General features: G+C 40.9%; 15 protein-coding genes and 2 pseudogenes. 2 read left to right on the forward strand and 15 right to left on the reverse strand.

Annotated elements, in window-relative coordinates:
* Positions 1-18 precede the first annotated feature (18 nt).
* From AB5213_RS00610 to AB5213_RS00625, 4 genes are all read right to left on the reverse strand, one after another.
* On the reverse strand, positions 19-1107 hold the full coding sequence (locus AB5213_RS00610; protein WP_270223482.1) for a hypothetical protein: 1089 nt from the start codon (positions 1105-1107) through the stop codon (positions 19-21).
* Positions 1108-1250: 143 nt separating this feature from the next.
* Positions 1251-2183: an AEC family transporter gene (locus tag AB5213_RS00615; protein ID WP_368276202.1), complete on the reverse strand. Its 933-nt coding sequence runs from the start codon at positions 2181-2183 to the stop codon at positions 1251-1253.
* A gap of 235 nt (positions 2184-2418) precedes the next feature.
* On the reverse strand, positions 2419-2808 hold the full coding sequence (locus tag AB5213_RS00620; RefSeq protein WP_368276203.1) for a hypothetical protein: 390 nt from the start codon (positions 2806-2808) through the stop codon (positions 2419-2421).
* Between the two features lie 308 nt (positions 2809-3116).
* Positions 3117-3527, reverse strand: a complete 411-nt coding sequence (locus AB5213_RS00625) for a peptide deformylase (RefSeq protein ID WP_368276204.1) — start codon at positions 3525-3527, stop codon at positions 3117-3119.
* Between the two features lie 164 nt (positions 3528-3691).
* Between AB5213_RS00625 and AB5213_RS00630 the strand changes: the two genes are divergently transcribed.
* Positions 3692-4252 carry a DUF1653 domain-containing protein gene (locus tag AB5213_RS00630; protein WP_211133812.1) on the forward strand — a complete coding sequence of 187 codons (561 nt, stop codon included), beginning with the start codon at positions 3692-3694 and terminating at the stop codon, positions 4250-4252.
* A gap of 98 nt (positions 4253-4350) precedes the next feature.
* Here AB5213_RS00630 and AB5213_RS00635 read toward each other — a convergent pair whose 3' ends face one another.
* From AB5213_RS00635 to AB5213_RS00665, 7 genes and pseudogenes are all read right to left on the reverse strand, one after another.
* A complete protein-coding gene (locus tag AB5213_RS00635) occupies positions 4351-5094 on the reverse strand; it encodes a dihydrodipicolinate synthase family protein (RefSeq protein WP_368276255.1) in 744 nt (247 codons plus the stop codon).
* 3 nt (positions 5095-5097) lie between these two features.
* Positions 5098-5166 (reverse strand): annotated as a pseudogene (locus tag AB5213_RS00640) (hypothetical protein); the annotation flags it as partial.
* Positions 5167-5438: 272 nt separating this feature from the next.
* Positions 5439-6836, reverse strand: a complete 1398-nt coding sequence (locus tag AB5213_RS00645) for an alanine/glycine:cation symporter family protein (RefSeq protein WP_368276205.1) — start codon at positions 6834-6836, stop codon at positions 5439-5441.
* A 144-nt stretch (positions 6837-6980) separates the two neighbouring features.
* A pseudogene (locus AB5213_RS00650) lies at positions 6981-7361 on the reverse strand (HD-GYP domain-containing protein); the annotation flags it as partial.
* On the reverse strand, positions 7354-7494 hold the full coding sequence (locus tag AB5213_RS00655) for a hypothetical protein (RefSeq protein WP_156339386.1): 141 nt from the start codon (positions 7492-7494) through the stop codon (positions 7354-7356). The gene AB5213_RS00655 and the pseudogene AB5213_RS00650, both read right to left, overlap by 8 nt.
* 33 nt (positions 7495-7527) lie before the next feature.
* Positions 7528-7689: a hypothetical protein gene (locus tag AB5213_RS00660; RefSeq protein WP_156333039.1), complete on the reverse strand. Its 162-nt coding sequence runs from the start codon at positions 7687-7689 to the stop codon at positions 7528-7530.
* 223 nt (positions 7690-7912) lie between these two features.
* Positions 7913-10036 (reverse strand): CocE/NonD family hydrolase, encoded by a 2124-nt coding sequence (locus AB5213_RS00665; RefSeq protein ID WP_022220029.1) that lies wholly within the window; start codon positions 10034-10036, stop codon positions 7913-7915.
* A 258-nt stretch (positions 10037-10294) separates the two neighbouring features.
* Between AB5213_RS00665 and AB5213_RS00670 the strand changes: the two genes are divergently transcribed.
* Positions 10295-11395, forward strand: a complete 1101-nt coding sequence (locus tag AB5213_RS00670) for an endonuclease/exonuclease/phosphatase family protein (RefSeq protein ID WP_368276206.1) — start codon at positions 10295-10297, stop codon at positions 11393-11395.
* Positions 11396-11459: 64 nt separating this feature from the next.
* Here AB5213_RS00670 and AB5213_RS00675 read toward each other — a convergent pair whose 3' ends face one another.
* From AB5213_RS00675 to AB5213_RS00690, 4 genes are all read right to left on the reverse strand, one after another.
* Positions 11460-12041, reverse strand: coding sequence for a cation:dicarboxylase symporter family transporter (locus AB5213_RS00675; RefSeq protein WP_022220031.1), 582 nt, complete (start codon positions 12039-12041; stop codon positions 11460-11462).
* A 140-nt stretch (positions 12042-12181) separates the two neighbouring features.
* Positions 12182-13285: a GntR family transcriptional regulator gene (locus AB5213_RS00680; protein ID WP_022220032.1), complete on the reverse strand. Its 1104-nt coding sequence runs from the start codon at positions 13283-13285 to the stop codon at positions 12182-12184.
* A 140-nt stretch (positions 13286-13425) separates the two neighbouring features.
* Complete coding sequence (locus tag AB5213_RS00685; protein ID WP_008373378.1) at positions 13426-14397, reverse strand: ABC transporter permease; 972 nt, start codon at positions 14395-14397, stop codon at positions 13426-13428.
* A gap of 10 nt (positions 14398-14407) precedes the next feature.
* Positions 14408-15907, reverse strand: a complete 1500-nt coding sequence (locus AB5213_RS00690) for a sugar ABC transporter ATP-binding protein (RefSeq protein ID WP_008373376.1) — start codon at positions 15905-15907, stop codon at positions 14408-14410.
* Positions 15908-15926 lie beyond the last annotated feature (19 nt).

Below are 15926 nucleotides of genomic sequence, written 5' to 3' on the forward strand. Positions count from 1 at the left end.
TCAACAAGTTCATTCTTTTTATAGCATATATTTCTTCAAAGAATCGGTAAATTCGGTAATTCTCTGATCTGCCAGTTCTTTTAATGTAATATTTTTCATACTCTCGATATATCCCTGTTCCTGACGGTACAGCCACTTGGTGTCTGCCGGACGGATCTTCTCATAGTGGTTCTTCTCGATCCAGTCCTCATAACTGATCGGTGTCGGGTATCCAATCTTTTCATCAAGCAGTTCTTTAAAATCGATCTTATCTGCTCTCTCTTTGATTCCTTCCCAGAATTCCAGAACTTCCTCTACATGCTCATGAATCTCATAGCGTCTTGCCCCGCCATCGTAGATGATACATTTTTCAAAAAGCGGACTGCACATGGAAAGTGTCTCTCTTCTGAACTCCGGCGCGATGATTCCGCCCTTCCAGTAGAAGTCCACATCCGGAAGGTTGATTCCTGACACACCTTTATCCTGATAAGTACTGAAAATTCCTTCATAATACACGGTAATGAACCCTTCAAATTCCGGCCAGAACTCACGGATCTCTCTGGTAAGATTCTCAAGAATCTCAATTCCCTTTGTCCCACCAATTGTGAAAATGATAATATTACGAAGCTTTGCTCCGTTCTTCCTGTAAAAATCTGTCACATAGCGCAGGCAGTGGATCAGAGTCTCCCCACTTGCAATGATATCTCCGATCATCAGTGTGCTGTCCGGAACCATGGTAAGCTTACTATATTTGATTTCAAGCCCTGCAATCTCTTCATCCGCAAATACACGTTCACTGGATAAGAAACTGATATCGTGTACACGGATGTGCTCTCTGTAGCAGCTTTCCTCCAACGGATAGTTCAACGCTCCTCTCAAGATAGAAAGAATATTTGCAGTTGTCACTTTCTTCTGTTCCTTAAAATAGTAAAGCATCTGAGATGTAGAAGGAATCAGGCAGTCATATACCTCATATCCGACGATCTCCGGTGTATTCAGAAGCTTTCTTGTCTCTGCTTCCGATACAACATAATATTCATTTACATAGTTCCCACCGGCCAGTTTATAACAGGCTACACCCTGTTCATTAAATTCCGGCACCAACTTAACCTGATTCCAATTTTTCATCTGTGATTTTCCCCTTTTCTGTAAGTCCACTTTTCATAACAATAAACATTCTACAAAATGTTATGCTGAAAGTGAGGGAATGTCAAGTGGAAATTAAAAAAGAACGCCCCTGTTTCCAAGAACATTCTTTTCCATTTCTCTATTTACATCACCATCTGGAACACCAATACCATCAAAGGCATCGTCACAATCGCTCCAAGTGTAGTCAGCACACTGATCGTACTGGCATATCTGGAATCATTGTCATATACCTGACACATCTGTGTAACAGTTGAAGCAACCGGCGAAATTACCGCCATAAATACAATCAAAAGGATTTCTTCTCCTTCTTTATTCCATCCCACAAGACCACTTACCTTCAGGATAAGCAACGCAATAAGCGGAATCACTATCAGTCGCATAAACGAAATAAAATATGCTTTCTTATTCGTCAATACTTTCTTTAAATCCATTCCACCGATCAGCATCCCAATTACAAACATACTTGCCGGTCCAATCATTGCTCCGACTGAACTAAGCGTTCCTGTAATGATTTCCGGCAGACGTATTTTTGCAAAAAACAAAGTAATCGCAATGATAATCGTAATGATATTGATATTAAAGAATATTTTCTTCAGATTAAATCCTTTTTCATGACTAAGTACTTTTTTACAGTGTGTCCAGAAAAAGATAGTCTGAAGTCCCATAAATACACACGCATAAAATACCCATTTATCTCCAAGCATAAATGCAACAAGTGGTACGATCAGATTTCCAGAATTGGAATAGTAAATGGATATCGTTTCCACTTCATTCAGATGAAGAACCTTTCCAATCAGGTTGACGATTGGAAGTAATATAAAAAGAAGCAATAACGATGCAATGCAAGCCAGCTCCAGTCCACTTACTTTTTCCGGCGTATAGTCTACCTGAAATGCATTCAGAATCACACATGGTACAATCAAATAGAGCACCAATGTTGACAGTACTTTACTGTCTTCATCTTTCAACAATCCCATTTTGACTACCGCATATCCCATAAAGATCATAATAAACAATTTTGCAATCTGTTCCATCAGAAGTATACTCAGTTCCATTTTTGCCCTCTTTTCCTTTTCGTTAAAATCTAAAAGCATAGCTACGTTACACTCGCTACGCCACTGTCCAACTTCCAATTTTAAAAGAAGCGGATTGCCAGACGCAACCCGCTTCCTATTATTTCATTTCTTTTCTATCGGTTTATTTCTCGTCTGTCAGATTTTTCCATCTTTTAAACAATACCAAATCCCCTGTTCTCTGTCAAGAAATCTCATTTTTCAGACTTTTCTCTTGCTACACCTGTCCCAGAAGCTCTCTGCACTTCTGGTTCATCTCACCCAGTTCCTGCACAACCGGTAACAGATCCTCTTTACTCATTCCATAACTGATCATGCAGAGTGCCTTATAGAAAAATTCGTTCACTTCCGCATCTGTTTTCCCCATAATGACCGCCGGGTAAATGATAGCTGCCATCTCCCGGATTCCGAAAAGGATTGCAGTCTCCACGCCGCGCACATCTGTTTCGTGTTTCCAGATATTGCTCACATCATATTCGGAGGTATTGCCACACGGTGCTGCGCAGACTGCGCAATCCGGTGCGACGGTATTTTTTTCTTCTCTTACTTTTTCGATCATCGCTTTTAAAGCTGCTGCCCCGGTGTTACTGTTCGTAATCGTATGCACAAGACCTTCGATGATAATCTCATCTGTGTTTTCTGTCTTTGGATTGTTACCACAGGATCTGGCAAGACCGATCAGCGCACCGGTCAGTTCATCTGGAGTGCTAAAATCTCCTGTCCCTGCGAAATCGTCGCTGTATTACTCATATTTTCATTCCTCATACCTTCTTTTTTTGTATGGATAAGTATACGGTTTCTGGATTTTCATTTCTGTTGTAATAGCAACATTATTCCGATTTATCTGTTCCAATCAAGACTTTCTTTCCACAAAACGCGAAACCATAATGCCGGATCTTTGATTTTGGGATACCATCAAATAATAATCCCATTCAGATGATCGCACTCATGCTGGATAATCTGCGCCGTCCATCCGCTGTATTTCTGTCTCTGCCGTTTAAAATTGATATCTTCATATTCTACTTCTATTTCCTGATAGCGCACACATTTTCTTACACCATCCAGAGACAGGCATCCTTCTTCTGTCTCATACTTTCCGTTTTTCTTTACAATCTTCGGATTGAACATCGCAACATTCATAAATCCCATATTGACTGCAATGATCGCTTTATTTACCCCGATCATATTTGCTGCCATTCCCACACAGCCATCTTCGTGCGCTTTTAATGTATCCAGTAAATCAATTGCAACTGGAAAATCTCCTTTCGTTGCTTTCTCTGCCTTCTGGCGCAGAAAAAAGAGATCTCTCATAATTGGTTTTACCATTTTATCTTTCCCCTTTCCGTAGTACTAGTTACTGTTCACAGTATCTGTGACCAGCAACTAGTACTTTCCAGTATACACGATTTTTCCCATTTTTAGGTTGGAAAAATTGGAAAATGCACATATAATTAGATTAGTTTTCAAATACAAACAGGAGTGTATTATCTATGAATAAAATCAAAATCATAAAAAAGAACGATGAATATTCTTCCGAATATCAGATCGGAGATACTTTTAAAATCGAGGGCACCTGGTATGGTGGTGTTCATATCATCGGCAAGACCGGCGCACCGGTTTCTCTTGATAAAGATGAGTATATTTATCTGGATGCAGATCCGGAAAATAAAATAGATTCTTCGTCTGTAATTTCCCACCCGGAATCGTCTGCCTCAACACAAACCAGTACGGTTATCCCAGAAGCACAGCCTGCTTCTACGCTTTCTGCCAATACCGAAAAAAATAACGCAGAACCCCTCCATGAAATCCATGTTGGCGATATCGTGCGCCATTTCAAAAGAGAATGGGTATCAGAAGAGAGCACCAAATACCTCTACAAGGTACTGGCTTTTGCTGAACATACCGAAACAGGCGAAAAGCTGGTTGTCTACCAGGCAATGTATGCACCATTCAAAATCTGTGCAAGACCATACGATATGTTTATGAGCGAAGTCGATCACCAAAAATATCCGGGGATCAGGCAGCAATGGCGTTTTGAAATAAATGAATAAATCATGATTAAATAAAAATGGAGAATCTCTCCCAGTCCCCGGCTGATACCGGAACGGATGATTCTCCATTTCAGAATGTCTGCTTTGTTTGTTTCTTCTTATTTCAGGTTCTGATACTCCTCAATCACCTTATCCATCAAGCTTTCTGCTTTTTTATACACTTCTTCATCCATCTGATTGTATGGGAAAATTGCGCGATCCGAAACTTCTACTCCTCTATGTTGCATTAGTTTTTTGAACAAGAGCGAGAAATTTGAATCCATGTCATAGAGTGGCATCAGTTCATTTGTATGATTTGGTTCTGACACGGAGTCCTTTAAACCTTTAATATTAGTATTATTTTCTACCAGTTTTTTCAAGGTTTCCGGAGCGATGGAATGTCCACTTCTTGCCGGGAAATTATAGATATAAAGATTTCCTTTTATTGACTTTGCAAGCGTATCATAATATACAAAAATCTTTTCCTGATCCAATGCATAATAACATGGTCCGATAACCATTGCTCCTTCATAGCCCATTTCATTTACTTCATTTGACAACGCCACCGTATCTTCAAAATTAAGGCTTCCGGTTCCAGCATAAAGCTTTGTGCGCCCTGCAGTATAATCTGCATAGAATTTGAAGAAATCATGTTTCTCCTGTTTCGTAAGTCCTGTAAATTCACCGGACGATCCCAACACAAGAATTCCATCAACGCCTCCTTCAATCAGGAAATCAATTACCTTTTTATTCCCTTCATAATCCGGTTTTTCATTTTCATCAAAAACTGTAACAACTGGTGTACCGGTTGCAATAATGTCACCAGCCTCCAGAGTAATTCCTTTGGACAATTCTGCAATCAGCCACTATCCATGTCTGGTCTGCAGATCTCTTGAAGAAAGATCATTAAATACGGAATATCCAAATACATATTCTTCTGCTCTTCCATTCTATGTACCGATCCATCTGTGCTGCTTTTTGCGGATCACCATTTACCACTGAATTACAATAATACGCCAATCGCAGCTTTAAGTGTATCCATGCCAACTTTCCGTATTTCTGGGGAAAAAGAAAAAGAAGTTGTTCAGATTTTATGGGAAGCCAAACACCGAATTAAAGCCCACTTTCAAGTGTATGGTGTTAATTTTGGAAATTAAAAAAACCTGGCAGAAAGCAAAATTCACTTTCTGCCAGGTTTTTCATTTTTCTATACGCCTTTCCCTTCCCCTGCAAAATATTCTTTTACAAGTTTTACCACAACTCCTGATAACAGGAATACTGCAATTAAGTTCGGGATTGCCATCAGTCCGTTAAATGTCTCTGCAATATTCCACATCAGTCCAAGATCCATCGTTGCTCCGACGATCGCAACCAGTGAATACAGCACCATAAACGGTTTGTTGATCTTCGTTCCAAATAAAAATTCAATACATCTGGTTCCATAAAGTCCCCATCCGATAATCGTTGAAAATGCAAAGCAGCACATTGCAACCGCGGTAAAGATCGATACCCAGCTCCCATATGTAGAAGTAAATCCAAGAATCGTAAGCTCCGCACCTGCTGCCTCCCCGTAACCAATCGGAACTCCGCTGCACAGGATTACCAGTGCGGTCAGTGTACAGATTACGATCGTATCTATAAATACCTCAAAGATTTCGAAGAATCCCTGTTTCACCGGTTTTTTTGTATCTGCACATGCATGTGCAATCGATCCGGTACCAAGACCTGCCTCATTAGAGAAAATTCCTCTGGACACACCTTTTTTCATACTGATAAAGAAGCTTCCGACTGCCCCTCCGGTAACAGATGTCGGTGTAAATGCACCTTCAAAAATTGAAACAAATACATGTGGTATATTTTTTAAATTCAACAGAACCACTCCGGCAGCTAACAGAACATAGATAACCGCCATGAACGGTACAAGCTTTTCCGTTACCTGTCCGATTCTCTTGATTCCACCGAGAAGGATCAGTGCAATCAACACCGCAAGCACAATTCCGATCACAAGATTGACCGTCTTTGCTGCATCCACTCCAATCACCCCGTAATTGAATAATGCGGAATCAATTGCTGTCGTAATCGTATTGACCTGTGTCGCATTTCCAGTTCCAAATACTGTCAGCACACCGAATGCAGCAAACAAATATGCAAGCCAGTGCCAGTTTTTATTCAGACCATTCTTAATATAATACATTGGCCCACCGACCAGATCCCCTTCTGCATTCTTTTCACGGAAATGTACGGCAAGTGTTACTTCTGAAAATTTAGTACACATTCCAAGAAGTGCGGAGATCCACATCCAGAAGACTGCTCCCGGTCCGCCGATTGCGATCGCTCCTGCAACTCCTGCAATATTCCCGGTTCCAACCGTCGCCGCAAGCGCGGTACAGACCGCCTGAAATGGTGTCATTGCACCATCTGTGGCATCTTTTTTCCGAAGCATGCGCCCAATCGTCACCTTCATAGCGTATGGAAATTTTCTGATCTGGATAAATCCGGTTCTGACACTGAGCAGAAGTCCTACTCCGATGATACAGATCATTGCCGGCACACCCCAGATAAAATTATTGACTACATTATTGACCGACTCAATTGTAGATAACATCCCTTATTCCCCTCCAGGATTGAAAGATTTTCCTCTTCATCTTTCATTTTCTTATTTTTGGTATATAAAATGAATATTTTATTTATTATACACAATTCGTCAGGGAAATACAACTGCTTTTTCATGGCGGACGTTTCTTCTTTTTTATGCCTCGTAACGTATTTCTTCTTTTATTTTATCCTGGATTTCCACAAGAACTTCCATTAAAAGCGGATTGAACGCTCCGCACTCTCCGTTCAGGATCATCTTCATCGCCTGCTCATGTGAATACGCATCTTTATATACACGCTTACTCACCAGTGCATCATAAACATCTGCCACAGATACAACCTGTGCCGCAATTGGAATCTGTTCTCCAATCAGACCATCCGGATACCCTTTACCATCATAACGTTCATGATGCCATCTGCAGATCTGATACGCGATCTTGATCATCTTCTCATCCTTATAATGCTCCAGCTTATCCAGCATAGAAGCATCAATCAGCGTATGCTCTTTCATAGTCTCAAATTCTTCTTTAGACACCATCCAGGCAACGGATCAGCTCGAGCACATATGGCTTCTCATCCACTTCTATATAACGTGCGATCACTTGATAAATCCTGCCATTTACAATCTCCAGCTTTCCTTTTTCTTCTTTCGTGGTCGCTGCACGCATCGCTACACAGTTATCACAGGGTGTTTCCCGTTTTCAATAATGATAGCAGTTCTGCCCCTCGTTGATTTTTCTCCATTCTTCATCAATATCTGATATATTTCCAATTGGGAAAAGACGGATCTCCTGAAAGATCTTCCGAAAATATTGGATTTCTTCTTCTAATTGTCCTTTTGTCATTCGTTCTTCCGCATTCATGTCTTGTCCTCCAGACTTCTACTACGCAGTTTCCTGTTATTTTCATTTCTAATTATTTTACAATATTTACAAAAAATAAAAAGAATTATCCCGATATATGTGAAAAAATTTTTGTGAAACATAGGCTACATCTGCATTACTGTGAAAAAAGGACCACCAAAACCTGTTTCCGGGAATTGGTGATCCTTCATGAAATACTTATATAACTATCCTTTTATGTAATTTATTTTCTCGTCATCACGCGATTTTCTACCGCTTCAGTCATCGGAACTTCCGCTGTCACTGATGCATTCTCGATTTCCACAGAATAGGTCTTGTGGATCAGACAGTTGATCGGATCTTCTGTCGTGATGACCAGTGCCAGGCTATGTCCAGGCTCTACCGTATATCTTGTCGCATTCAGATAAATATGGTAATCATGGTATTCACCCTTTTTCAGTTCGATACTGTTCTGTGCTGTCTCCGGTTCATATCCTGCTTCCGGATTGCACAGATCTGCAAATGCCCGTGTGATCACACGGTATTTCTTATGTACAGTAGCAAACTCCGCTTCATTCCATGCCGGAACCTCTCCTCCGCTGATAATTCCGCCTTCTTTTACCACATTGACCGGAATTGTATTTCTCTGCGGATCTACAGACTGAATGCTGTCAAATTCTTCATCGCACACGTCACAAAGAAGAAGAGTAAGCTTCACATCATCCATACGTCCTGACATTTCATGCATTCCAAGCTTCATCGTCAGAGTATCTGCATCATTACTGTTTACCGGATTGAAATCTGCTTCTGCATCTCCATCTTTTAACGCTGCTCTTAATCTTACGCAGGTTGTTCCCTGTAATGTCACTGCCTCTTTAAATGGATCCGTCACATAACGCTGTGCCATATTGCTTGATCTCACACCCATCACATCATCGAAGTTCTCTGCACTGACACCCGCTGCTTCCCAGTCTGTATCGATTACAGTTGTTCCCTGTTCTTCGCATGTAAGATTCATCTTATATGCTGTCTCCCAGGAATCTGCTGTCTCCCATTTTCTCTGGTCATAGTTCATCTGCACCAGGATTGCCGGTCTATTCTCTGCACCATTTTCAACTCCGTATAAATAATGAGAAATCCATTCATTGATAATATCATCATAGAATTTACCATCCACAAGGATTCCATATCGCTTCGGCATCGTTGGTGTGATATGTGCACCTTGATGAAGGATTGCTTTTACATTCTTTCCTGCCTTCTGGAAAGATTTGTACATCATCTCATACTGCTTGGTAGACACGTTCTCGTCATTCAGTCCCTGTACGATGAGTGCACTGCATTTGATCCGGTCTGCATGAAGACGATAATTTCCCATACCCCAGAATTCCGGATTATAGTCAAATCCACCCTTGATCTGCTGAAGACTCATCTCATGATGGAATGCTGCCATATCCTCCCGCTGCTTCTCGGTTAATGTCTCATCATTGTAACGGCTGGAACAAAAATAGGCAAGGAAGCTGTTCAGCATTTCTTTCGGCCAGTACCGCTGTGCGCCCTGCATGTTCTGCTGGCTGTACCAGTCCGCGATTCCTGCGATCGGTACGATTGTCTCCAGTCCTTCTACTCCTGTTGTTGCCACTGCAAACGGCATGGTTCCGGCGTAAGATCTTCCTGTCATGGCAACCTTTCCGTTTGACCAGTCTGCCTTTGTCTCAACCGTTCCTTCGCGGTCTGCATATCCGATACGGTCTCCATGCAGCCATTCTACAATTGCTTTGAAAGCGTCTCTTTCATAGTCTGAACCAACATAATTGAATCCGTCAGATCCTTTTGAACCAAATCCCGCACTTAAAACAACTGCAAATCCACGTACAAGATAATAATCAAAGGTGTCGATATTTTCAAAAACCATAATGTTATTATTTCCTTTATCCGGATAATACCAGTCTGCCGGATCTGCTTTTAAAGAAAGATCCATTGCACTGATACATCCCTGCGGAACATGCGCATCCACTTTTTTGTCAAGATCTGCAAAATTAACCGGATGATATTCTTTTTCTGCCACTTCTTTCATATGCGGATATCCATCTTCCTGGACTCCCGCCGCATATGGACGTGCCTCATATAAAGTTGCAGCCTTATAATTCCCCTCTACTGCACTTCTTGGTACCTGGACAACAGCTTTCACAAGATCTCTTTTTCCATCTCCGTCCACATCGTAATCCGTTTCCACATAAACACAATATCTTACGATACTGGATGTTGCCGGATCATACTTTTCTCCTGTCTTTCCATCTGTAAGTGGAAATACCGGCTGTGCAAGTCCGTTCTCAAATACTGGTACTTTGCTGTAATTCTTTTCGTTCATGGTAAACCTCCCAAACATTAAATAAATACTCGGATCTAATCACATATTATTTCCCCAATATTATTGTGATTTCATTTCTCCATTTCCTATTATAACGAGATGCAATAAGAACTTCAATGAGATTTTTCGCTTTATTTTATAGTTTACTATACCTGTTTTCCTTTCTCAATTCTATAGAAATAATTTTTTAGACATGCTATAGTAAACTTATATTTTACATAGATTTATCTATAATTTAACAAACAAAAAGGGGATATTATGAAAAAGAACATAAAAAAGATATTAAAAGTTCTCGGAATCTTCCTGCTTATCATTCTGGTTGCGCTGATTGCATATCTGATCTATCTCTTTGCAAGCTATCACCGCATTCCGGATAATCAAGCTTTGAAGATTGAGAAAACTTCCGATGGAACAGCTGCAGCTGACACACTGACAACCGAGAAAGAATATTCCGCTCTGACCTACAATGTTGGTTTCGGAGCCTACACGCCGGACTTCAGCTTCTTTATGGACGGCGGAAAATCTTCCTGGGCAAAAAGTAAGGAGAGTGTCGAATCTGATATTCAGGGTGCCGGAGAACTGGTTGCTTCCAAAGATCCGGATTTCGCACTGATCCAGGAAGTTGATCTGAACTCTACACGAAGCTACCATGTAGATGAATATTCAATTTTAAAGGATACGATTCCAAGTTACAATACGGTATTTGCACAGAATTACGATTCCGCATTCCTTTTTTATCCATTCACACAGCCGCATGGTCGCAGCCGTTCCGGACTTGCTCTTTTCTCCAAATATCCGGTTACGGATTCTCTGAGAAGAAGCTTTCCGATATCGACAAGCTTCAGCAAGTTCTTTGACCTTGACCGCTGTTACAGCATTTCCAGAGTCCCTGTAGATAACGGGAAGGAACTGGTTATCTTCCTGCTTCACATGTCTGCTTACGGCAACAGTGATGCGATTCGCGAAGCACAGATCCGTATGCTGAGTGCAGATATGGAAAAGGAATACGAAGCCGGTAATTATGTACTTTGCGGTGGTGATTTCAACCATGACCTTAAAGCATCCGAAAAAGATGCAGAAAATTGTGAGTCCTGGGCTTATCCATTCCCACGCGAAGAGCTTCCGGAACACTTTTCATTCTGCCTGGACAATCTTTCTGACAGTGAAAAGGATGCTCTCTGGGACAGTGCACGGAATGCAGATATGGAATATGTACCTGGTGTGACCTACACGGTGACGCTGGACGGATTTATTACTTCCGATAATATTGAATACACAGAATATGAAAATGTAAATACCGGATATAGCTACTCGGATCATGATCCGGTGTATATGAAATTCAAATTATTAGATGAATAATATGTAAAAAGGCAGCTGATCTTTTCAGACCAGCTGCCTATGTTTTCGTCTATTTTCTTTCGTCCTACTCCAGATCAATCTTCTCCTGCAATACCACACAGCCTGCCATATCACCAATAACATTTACACAGGTTGCTCCCATATCGCAAAGCGTATTGATACTGATATAAACGCCCATAACACCTGCCGGAAGTCCTGCCATCGTAGCAAGTGCCGCAAAGGATGCGATTGCAATACTGGAAATCTGGTTGGAAACACCAAGTTCATTCTCCACACAACTCTTACTGATCGGAATGGTTGCCGAGCTTGAACAGGTTCCGAATGCATTCAGTGCTGCCGGCATGATCGCACGGAAAAACTTGAACGGACTTGTCTTTCCATGAAATTTTACTGCACCGCCGTACACAATAAATGCAAATCCATAAAATGCAACATACAGAATGACCAGCTGTGTTGCCAGTGATACGATCGTACTCGTTCCATTTGCTTCTACAACCGGAACAATGGTACAAAATACACCAATCGGTGTAAAATACATAACAGTACTGATTACCTTCAGACACACCTCGTTACAGGAATCAATCACCTTTAATAATGGCTCTCCCTTTTCTCCGATCGCAATCCGAATGATCTGTTTATAGATCATGATCTCTCTTCCTTTCTTTTGACAAATCTCAAGTACTGTCTGAAATAATTTTTACTTTTTTCACGATTATGGGATAAAATTTTATATTGAAAATGCAGATGACAGTCCTTCCGGATTTCGTCACCTGCTTTTCACTCTTTCTATATTTTCCGCACTGAATTTCCATCTCTAATCTTTACAGGAAACCGGTACGAATAATTTTTCTGCTGCCATTCCGGATCCTCCATCATCCGCAGAAGATGTTTTGCTGTGATACGTCCGAGCTGATACTTTGGATGCACCGCTGTCACCAGCTGAATACTGGTACTCGAATCCTGAAGCTCTGCATCATCAAAAGATACCAGCGAAATGTCCTCCGGCACATGCAGCCCTCTCTCTTCCAGGAACTCCATGTAATAATCCGCCACCTCATCATTGTAGACCATCATCGCCGTACAATCCTTCGTCCGTCTGTACATCCTAAGCAGTCCCTTTTTGCTCAGTTTCTCCTCCATATCCTTCGTCGAATACCAACGAATACAGTCATCATCAAATTTCACGCCGTAATCTGACAGGCACTGAACAAATCCTTTGTACCGCTCAATCCCCTGCCTGTCATCATACTTGAAGATTCCGCCAATCCTTCGGTGCCCGTTCTCGATCAGAATCCTGGTCAACTCGTAAGCTGATCTGGAATCCGACATTTCTACACTGTCAAATGGCATATTTTCATAATGATTGTGAATAAACAGTGTCGGAATATTTCTTCTTTTGATTTCTTTATAAAGACGAATGTTTGGATTTGGAAATGCCGATCTCGATCCTTCAATGATCAGACCACTGACATTTCCTTTGAGCAGACCTTCCAGATAAATCGCCTCATCATTCAGGCGGTTCTTCGTTACCGCAACCTCAATTCCATATCCTTTTTCTGTCAGCGAAGCTTCAATCCCGTCGTATACCCGCGGAAACAGATAATCAGAATAATAGCTCAAAAGAAGACCTATTTGTGGTCTTTCTCCATTTACTCCACTGCTGTCATAAGAAACATAGGTTCCGCTTCCCCTCACACGGGTAATCAGGCCTTCTTCCTCCAGTTGCTGCAATGCAGTCCTTACCGTCTGCCTGGAATATCCAAACTTCTTCTGAAGGCTTGTCTCTGACGGAAATTTATCCATATTTTTAATCACACCACTGGTGATCAGTGTGTGTGCCCAATTATATAATTTTTGGTATTTAAGTCCTTCCTGTTCTGTCTTATGCATAAACTCTCCATTTCTGCCACATAGACCAAAAATCAGGATTCGCAATCTTATTTGGACTGCAAATCCTGACTTCCGATCTGTATACATCCGGAAAATTCTTCTCGTAAACGAGAACTGTCAGTTCCCCAATATGTAAATTATTATTTGATTACCTGGATAGATTCTCTGTCTGCGAATACTGCCACGAAGATCAGGAATACAACACCCTGAATGAGCTGCATCATCTGTGTTGTGAATCCCATCATTGTCAGTCCACTGTTCAGTACGATGTACAGTAAAGATCCAACAACAATATTTTCAAAACGAACCTTTGCGCCACCGGAAATCGGCATACCACCTAATACCAGCGCGATCAGAATCTGTGTTTCCAGCTGGTTACCACCTGAAGATGTAACCGATCCGACTTTGATTACATTGATAAATGCCGCAAATCCTGTAATTGCACCTGCAAGTACATAGATGAGGAATTTCATCTTATCTGTACGGATACCAGAGAACATTGCTGCTTTTTCACCGGCTCCGATTGCTTTCAGATAAGTTCCGAACTTTGTATAACGGAATGCAATGAATCCAATAATCAAAATAACTACCGTACATGCAATCTTAAGTCCTGTACTGTCATAGTTGATCAGTTTTGCAGAACCCGCAACAGGTGCATTTGTTGTAAAGTATTTGATAAATCCACGGAATAAGAACATGGTACAAATTGTAACAATGAAGGATTTAATCTTACGGAATACATAGAAGTAACCATTCAGAGCTCCAATTGCCGCACCAGATGCAATGCCACCGATAATTGCGAGTGGAATGCTTTTCTGTGAAAGAATACATACAACGATGGATGAAATACCGAGGATAGATCCCTGAGAGAAATCCAGACCTCCCATTGTCATAATGAAGAAAACACCCATAGCTGCAATCATAGTTACATATACCTGTGAAAGTACCAGTGACATATTTCCCATCATACGGAAATCTGTCAGGACATTGAATAACAGGAAAATAACAACCAATCCTACGATTGGCAGGAGCGAACGAATTAAGGCCATTTTAGATGCCTTTTTCAGCTGCTGCTCTTTATCATTTGTTTTTGCACTTACTTGACTTCCCATAGCTGCCTCCTTATACCATCATAGAAATAAGACCGTTTTCATCAAGGTTCTTATCTCTATCCAGCTGACCACTGATTTTTCCATCTTTCATAATTACGATACGGTCGCACATACCGATCAGCTCCATCAGCTCTTCCGAAATCATGATAATGGATTTTCCATTTTTTCTCATCTGATTCATTAACTGGTAAATATCCTGTTTAACTTTGATATCAATACCACGTGTCGGGCTGTCCAGTACAACAATGTCAGAATCTTTTCCGATCCATCTTGCAAGAACGACTTTCTGTTTGTTACCACCTGAAAGATTTGATACAAACTGGTTTACATCTACCATCTTTACAGACATCTGTTTTGCATATTTGTCTGCAAATTCTTTACGCTTCTTATCACTTAAAAGATGTGACTTTCCTGCCAGTTCATCCAGTGATGGGAGGCAGATATTGTCTCCGATACTCTGATTCAGAACAACAGATTCATTATCACGGTCTTTTGATGTGTACGCAATGCTGTGTTTGATCGCAGTCGGAATATCATTAATCTGTGTTCCATCTGCCAGTGTTACGCTACCTGTACGGTCATAAGATGCACCGAAAATAGCTTTTCCGATTTCATGCATACCAGATTCTGAAAGTCCACCGAATCCAAGGATTTCACCTTTATGAAGATCAAATGTTACATCTTCGATCAATCCAGGAACAGTAACATTCTTTACTGATAATACAACTTCGTCAGATACTTTTTCGCCATAATCTGCACGATAATAATCACCTGTTACTTCACGTCCTACCATCAGCTTCTTCAGATCATCTTCTGTTACATCTTTACTCTTAACGGTATCGATGTAAACACCATCTCGAAGAATTGTAATTGTATCAGACTTGTCAAGAATTTCCGGAAGGTCATGAGAAATGAAAATAACTGTATTTCCACTCTTTTTGATTCTTTCCATATGTTTGTAAAGCTCTTCACGTCCTTCCTGTGAAAGAGCAGTTGTTGTCTCATCAATAACAACAATCTTCGGATCAAAGTATGTAGCCTTTACAATCTCAACCAGCTTACGGTCTTCAAAATTGTAATGATCGATCATATCAGCTGCTTTGATTCTGTCAAAACCATATTTCTTTAAAAGCTCTGTTGCTTTCTTGTTCATAGCATTTGTATTTTTAATTCCAAAATGTACGAACTGATCCTCATGTCCAAGGAAAATATTCTCTGCAACTGTAAGCCCTGACAGAGTTCCAAGTTCCTGTACGATGATAGATACACCTTCATTATTTGCTTCTACCTGATTCTTCGGATGGATTTCTTTTCCGTCCAGAATGAACTGTCCGCTTCCAATGCTGTAGATACCAGTCAGCATGTTGGTCAGAGTTGATTTACCAGAACCATTTTCTCCGATCAGCGCATGAACCTCTCCTTTATTTACATTGAAGGATACATTCTGAACTGCTTTTGTAATACCGAAGTTTTTACAAAGATTTTTTACCTGTAATCTTACTTCACTCATTGCTGTCTTCCTCCCTTCA

The sequence above is a fragment of the Coprococcus sp. RTP21204st1_G4_RTP21204_210225 genome, from assembly GCF_040915385.1.
Classification (GTDB): domain Bacteria; phylum Bacillota; class Clostridia; order Lachnospirales; family Lachnospiraceae; genus Allocoprococcus; species Allocoprococcus comes.

Coding starts and splice junctions, on each gene's coding strand:
- AB5213_RS00665 (WP_022220029.1), bottom strand. CDS start 10,036: ATGAACGAAAAGAATTACAGCAAAGTACCAGTATTTGAGAACGGACTT.
- AB5213_RS00610 (WP_270223482.1), bottom strand. CDS start 1,107: ATGAAAAATTGGAATCAGGTTAAGTTGGTGCCGGAATTTAATGAACAG.
- AB5213_RS00670 (WP_368276206.1), top strand. CDS start 10,295: ATGAAAAAGAACATAAAAAAGATATTAAAAGTTCTCGGAATCTTCCTG.
- AB5213_RS00675 (WP_022220031.1), bottom strand. CDS start 12,041: ATGATCTATAAACAGATCATTCGGATTGCGATCGGAGAAAAGGGAGAG.
- AB5213_RS00625 (WP_368276204.1), bottom strand. CDS start 3,527: ATGGTAAAACCAATTATGAGAGATCTCTTTTTTCTGCGCCAGAAGGCA.
- AB5213_RS00645 (WP_368276205.1), bottom strand. CDS start 6,836: ATGTTATCTACAATTGAGTCGGTCAATAATGTAGTCAATAATTTTATC.
- AB5213_RS00680 (WP_022220032.1), bottom strand. CDS start 13,285: ATGCATAAGACAGAACAGGAAGGACTTAAATACCAAAAATTATATAAT.
- AB5213_RS00655 (WP_156339386.1), bottom strand. CDS start 7,494: ATGCGTGCAGCGACCACGAAAGAAGAAAAAGGAAAGCTGGAGATTGTA.
- AB5213_RS00685 (WP_008373378.1), bottom strand. CDS start 14,397: ATGGGAAGTCAAGTAAGTGCAAAAACAAATGATAAAGAGCAGCAGCTG.
- AB5213_RS00660 (WP_156333039.1), bottom strand. CDS start 7,689: ATGAATGCGGAAGAACGAATGACAAAAGGACAATTAGAAGAAGAAATC.
- AB5213_RS00630 (WP_211133812.1), top strand. CDS start 3,692: ATGAATAAAATCAAAATCATAAAAAAGAACGATGAATATTCTTCCGAA.
- AB5213_RS00690 (WP_008373376.1), bottom strand. CDS start 15,907: ATGAGTGAAGTAAGATTACAGGTAAAAAATCTTTGTAAAAACTTCGGT.
- AB5213_RS00615 (WP_368276202.1), bottom strand. CDS start 2,183: ATGGAACTGAGTATACTTCTGATGGAACAGATTGCAAAATTGTTTATT.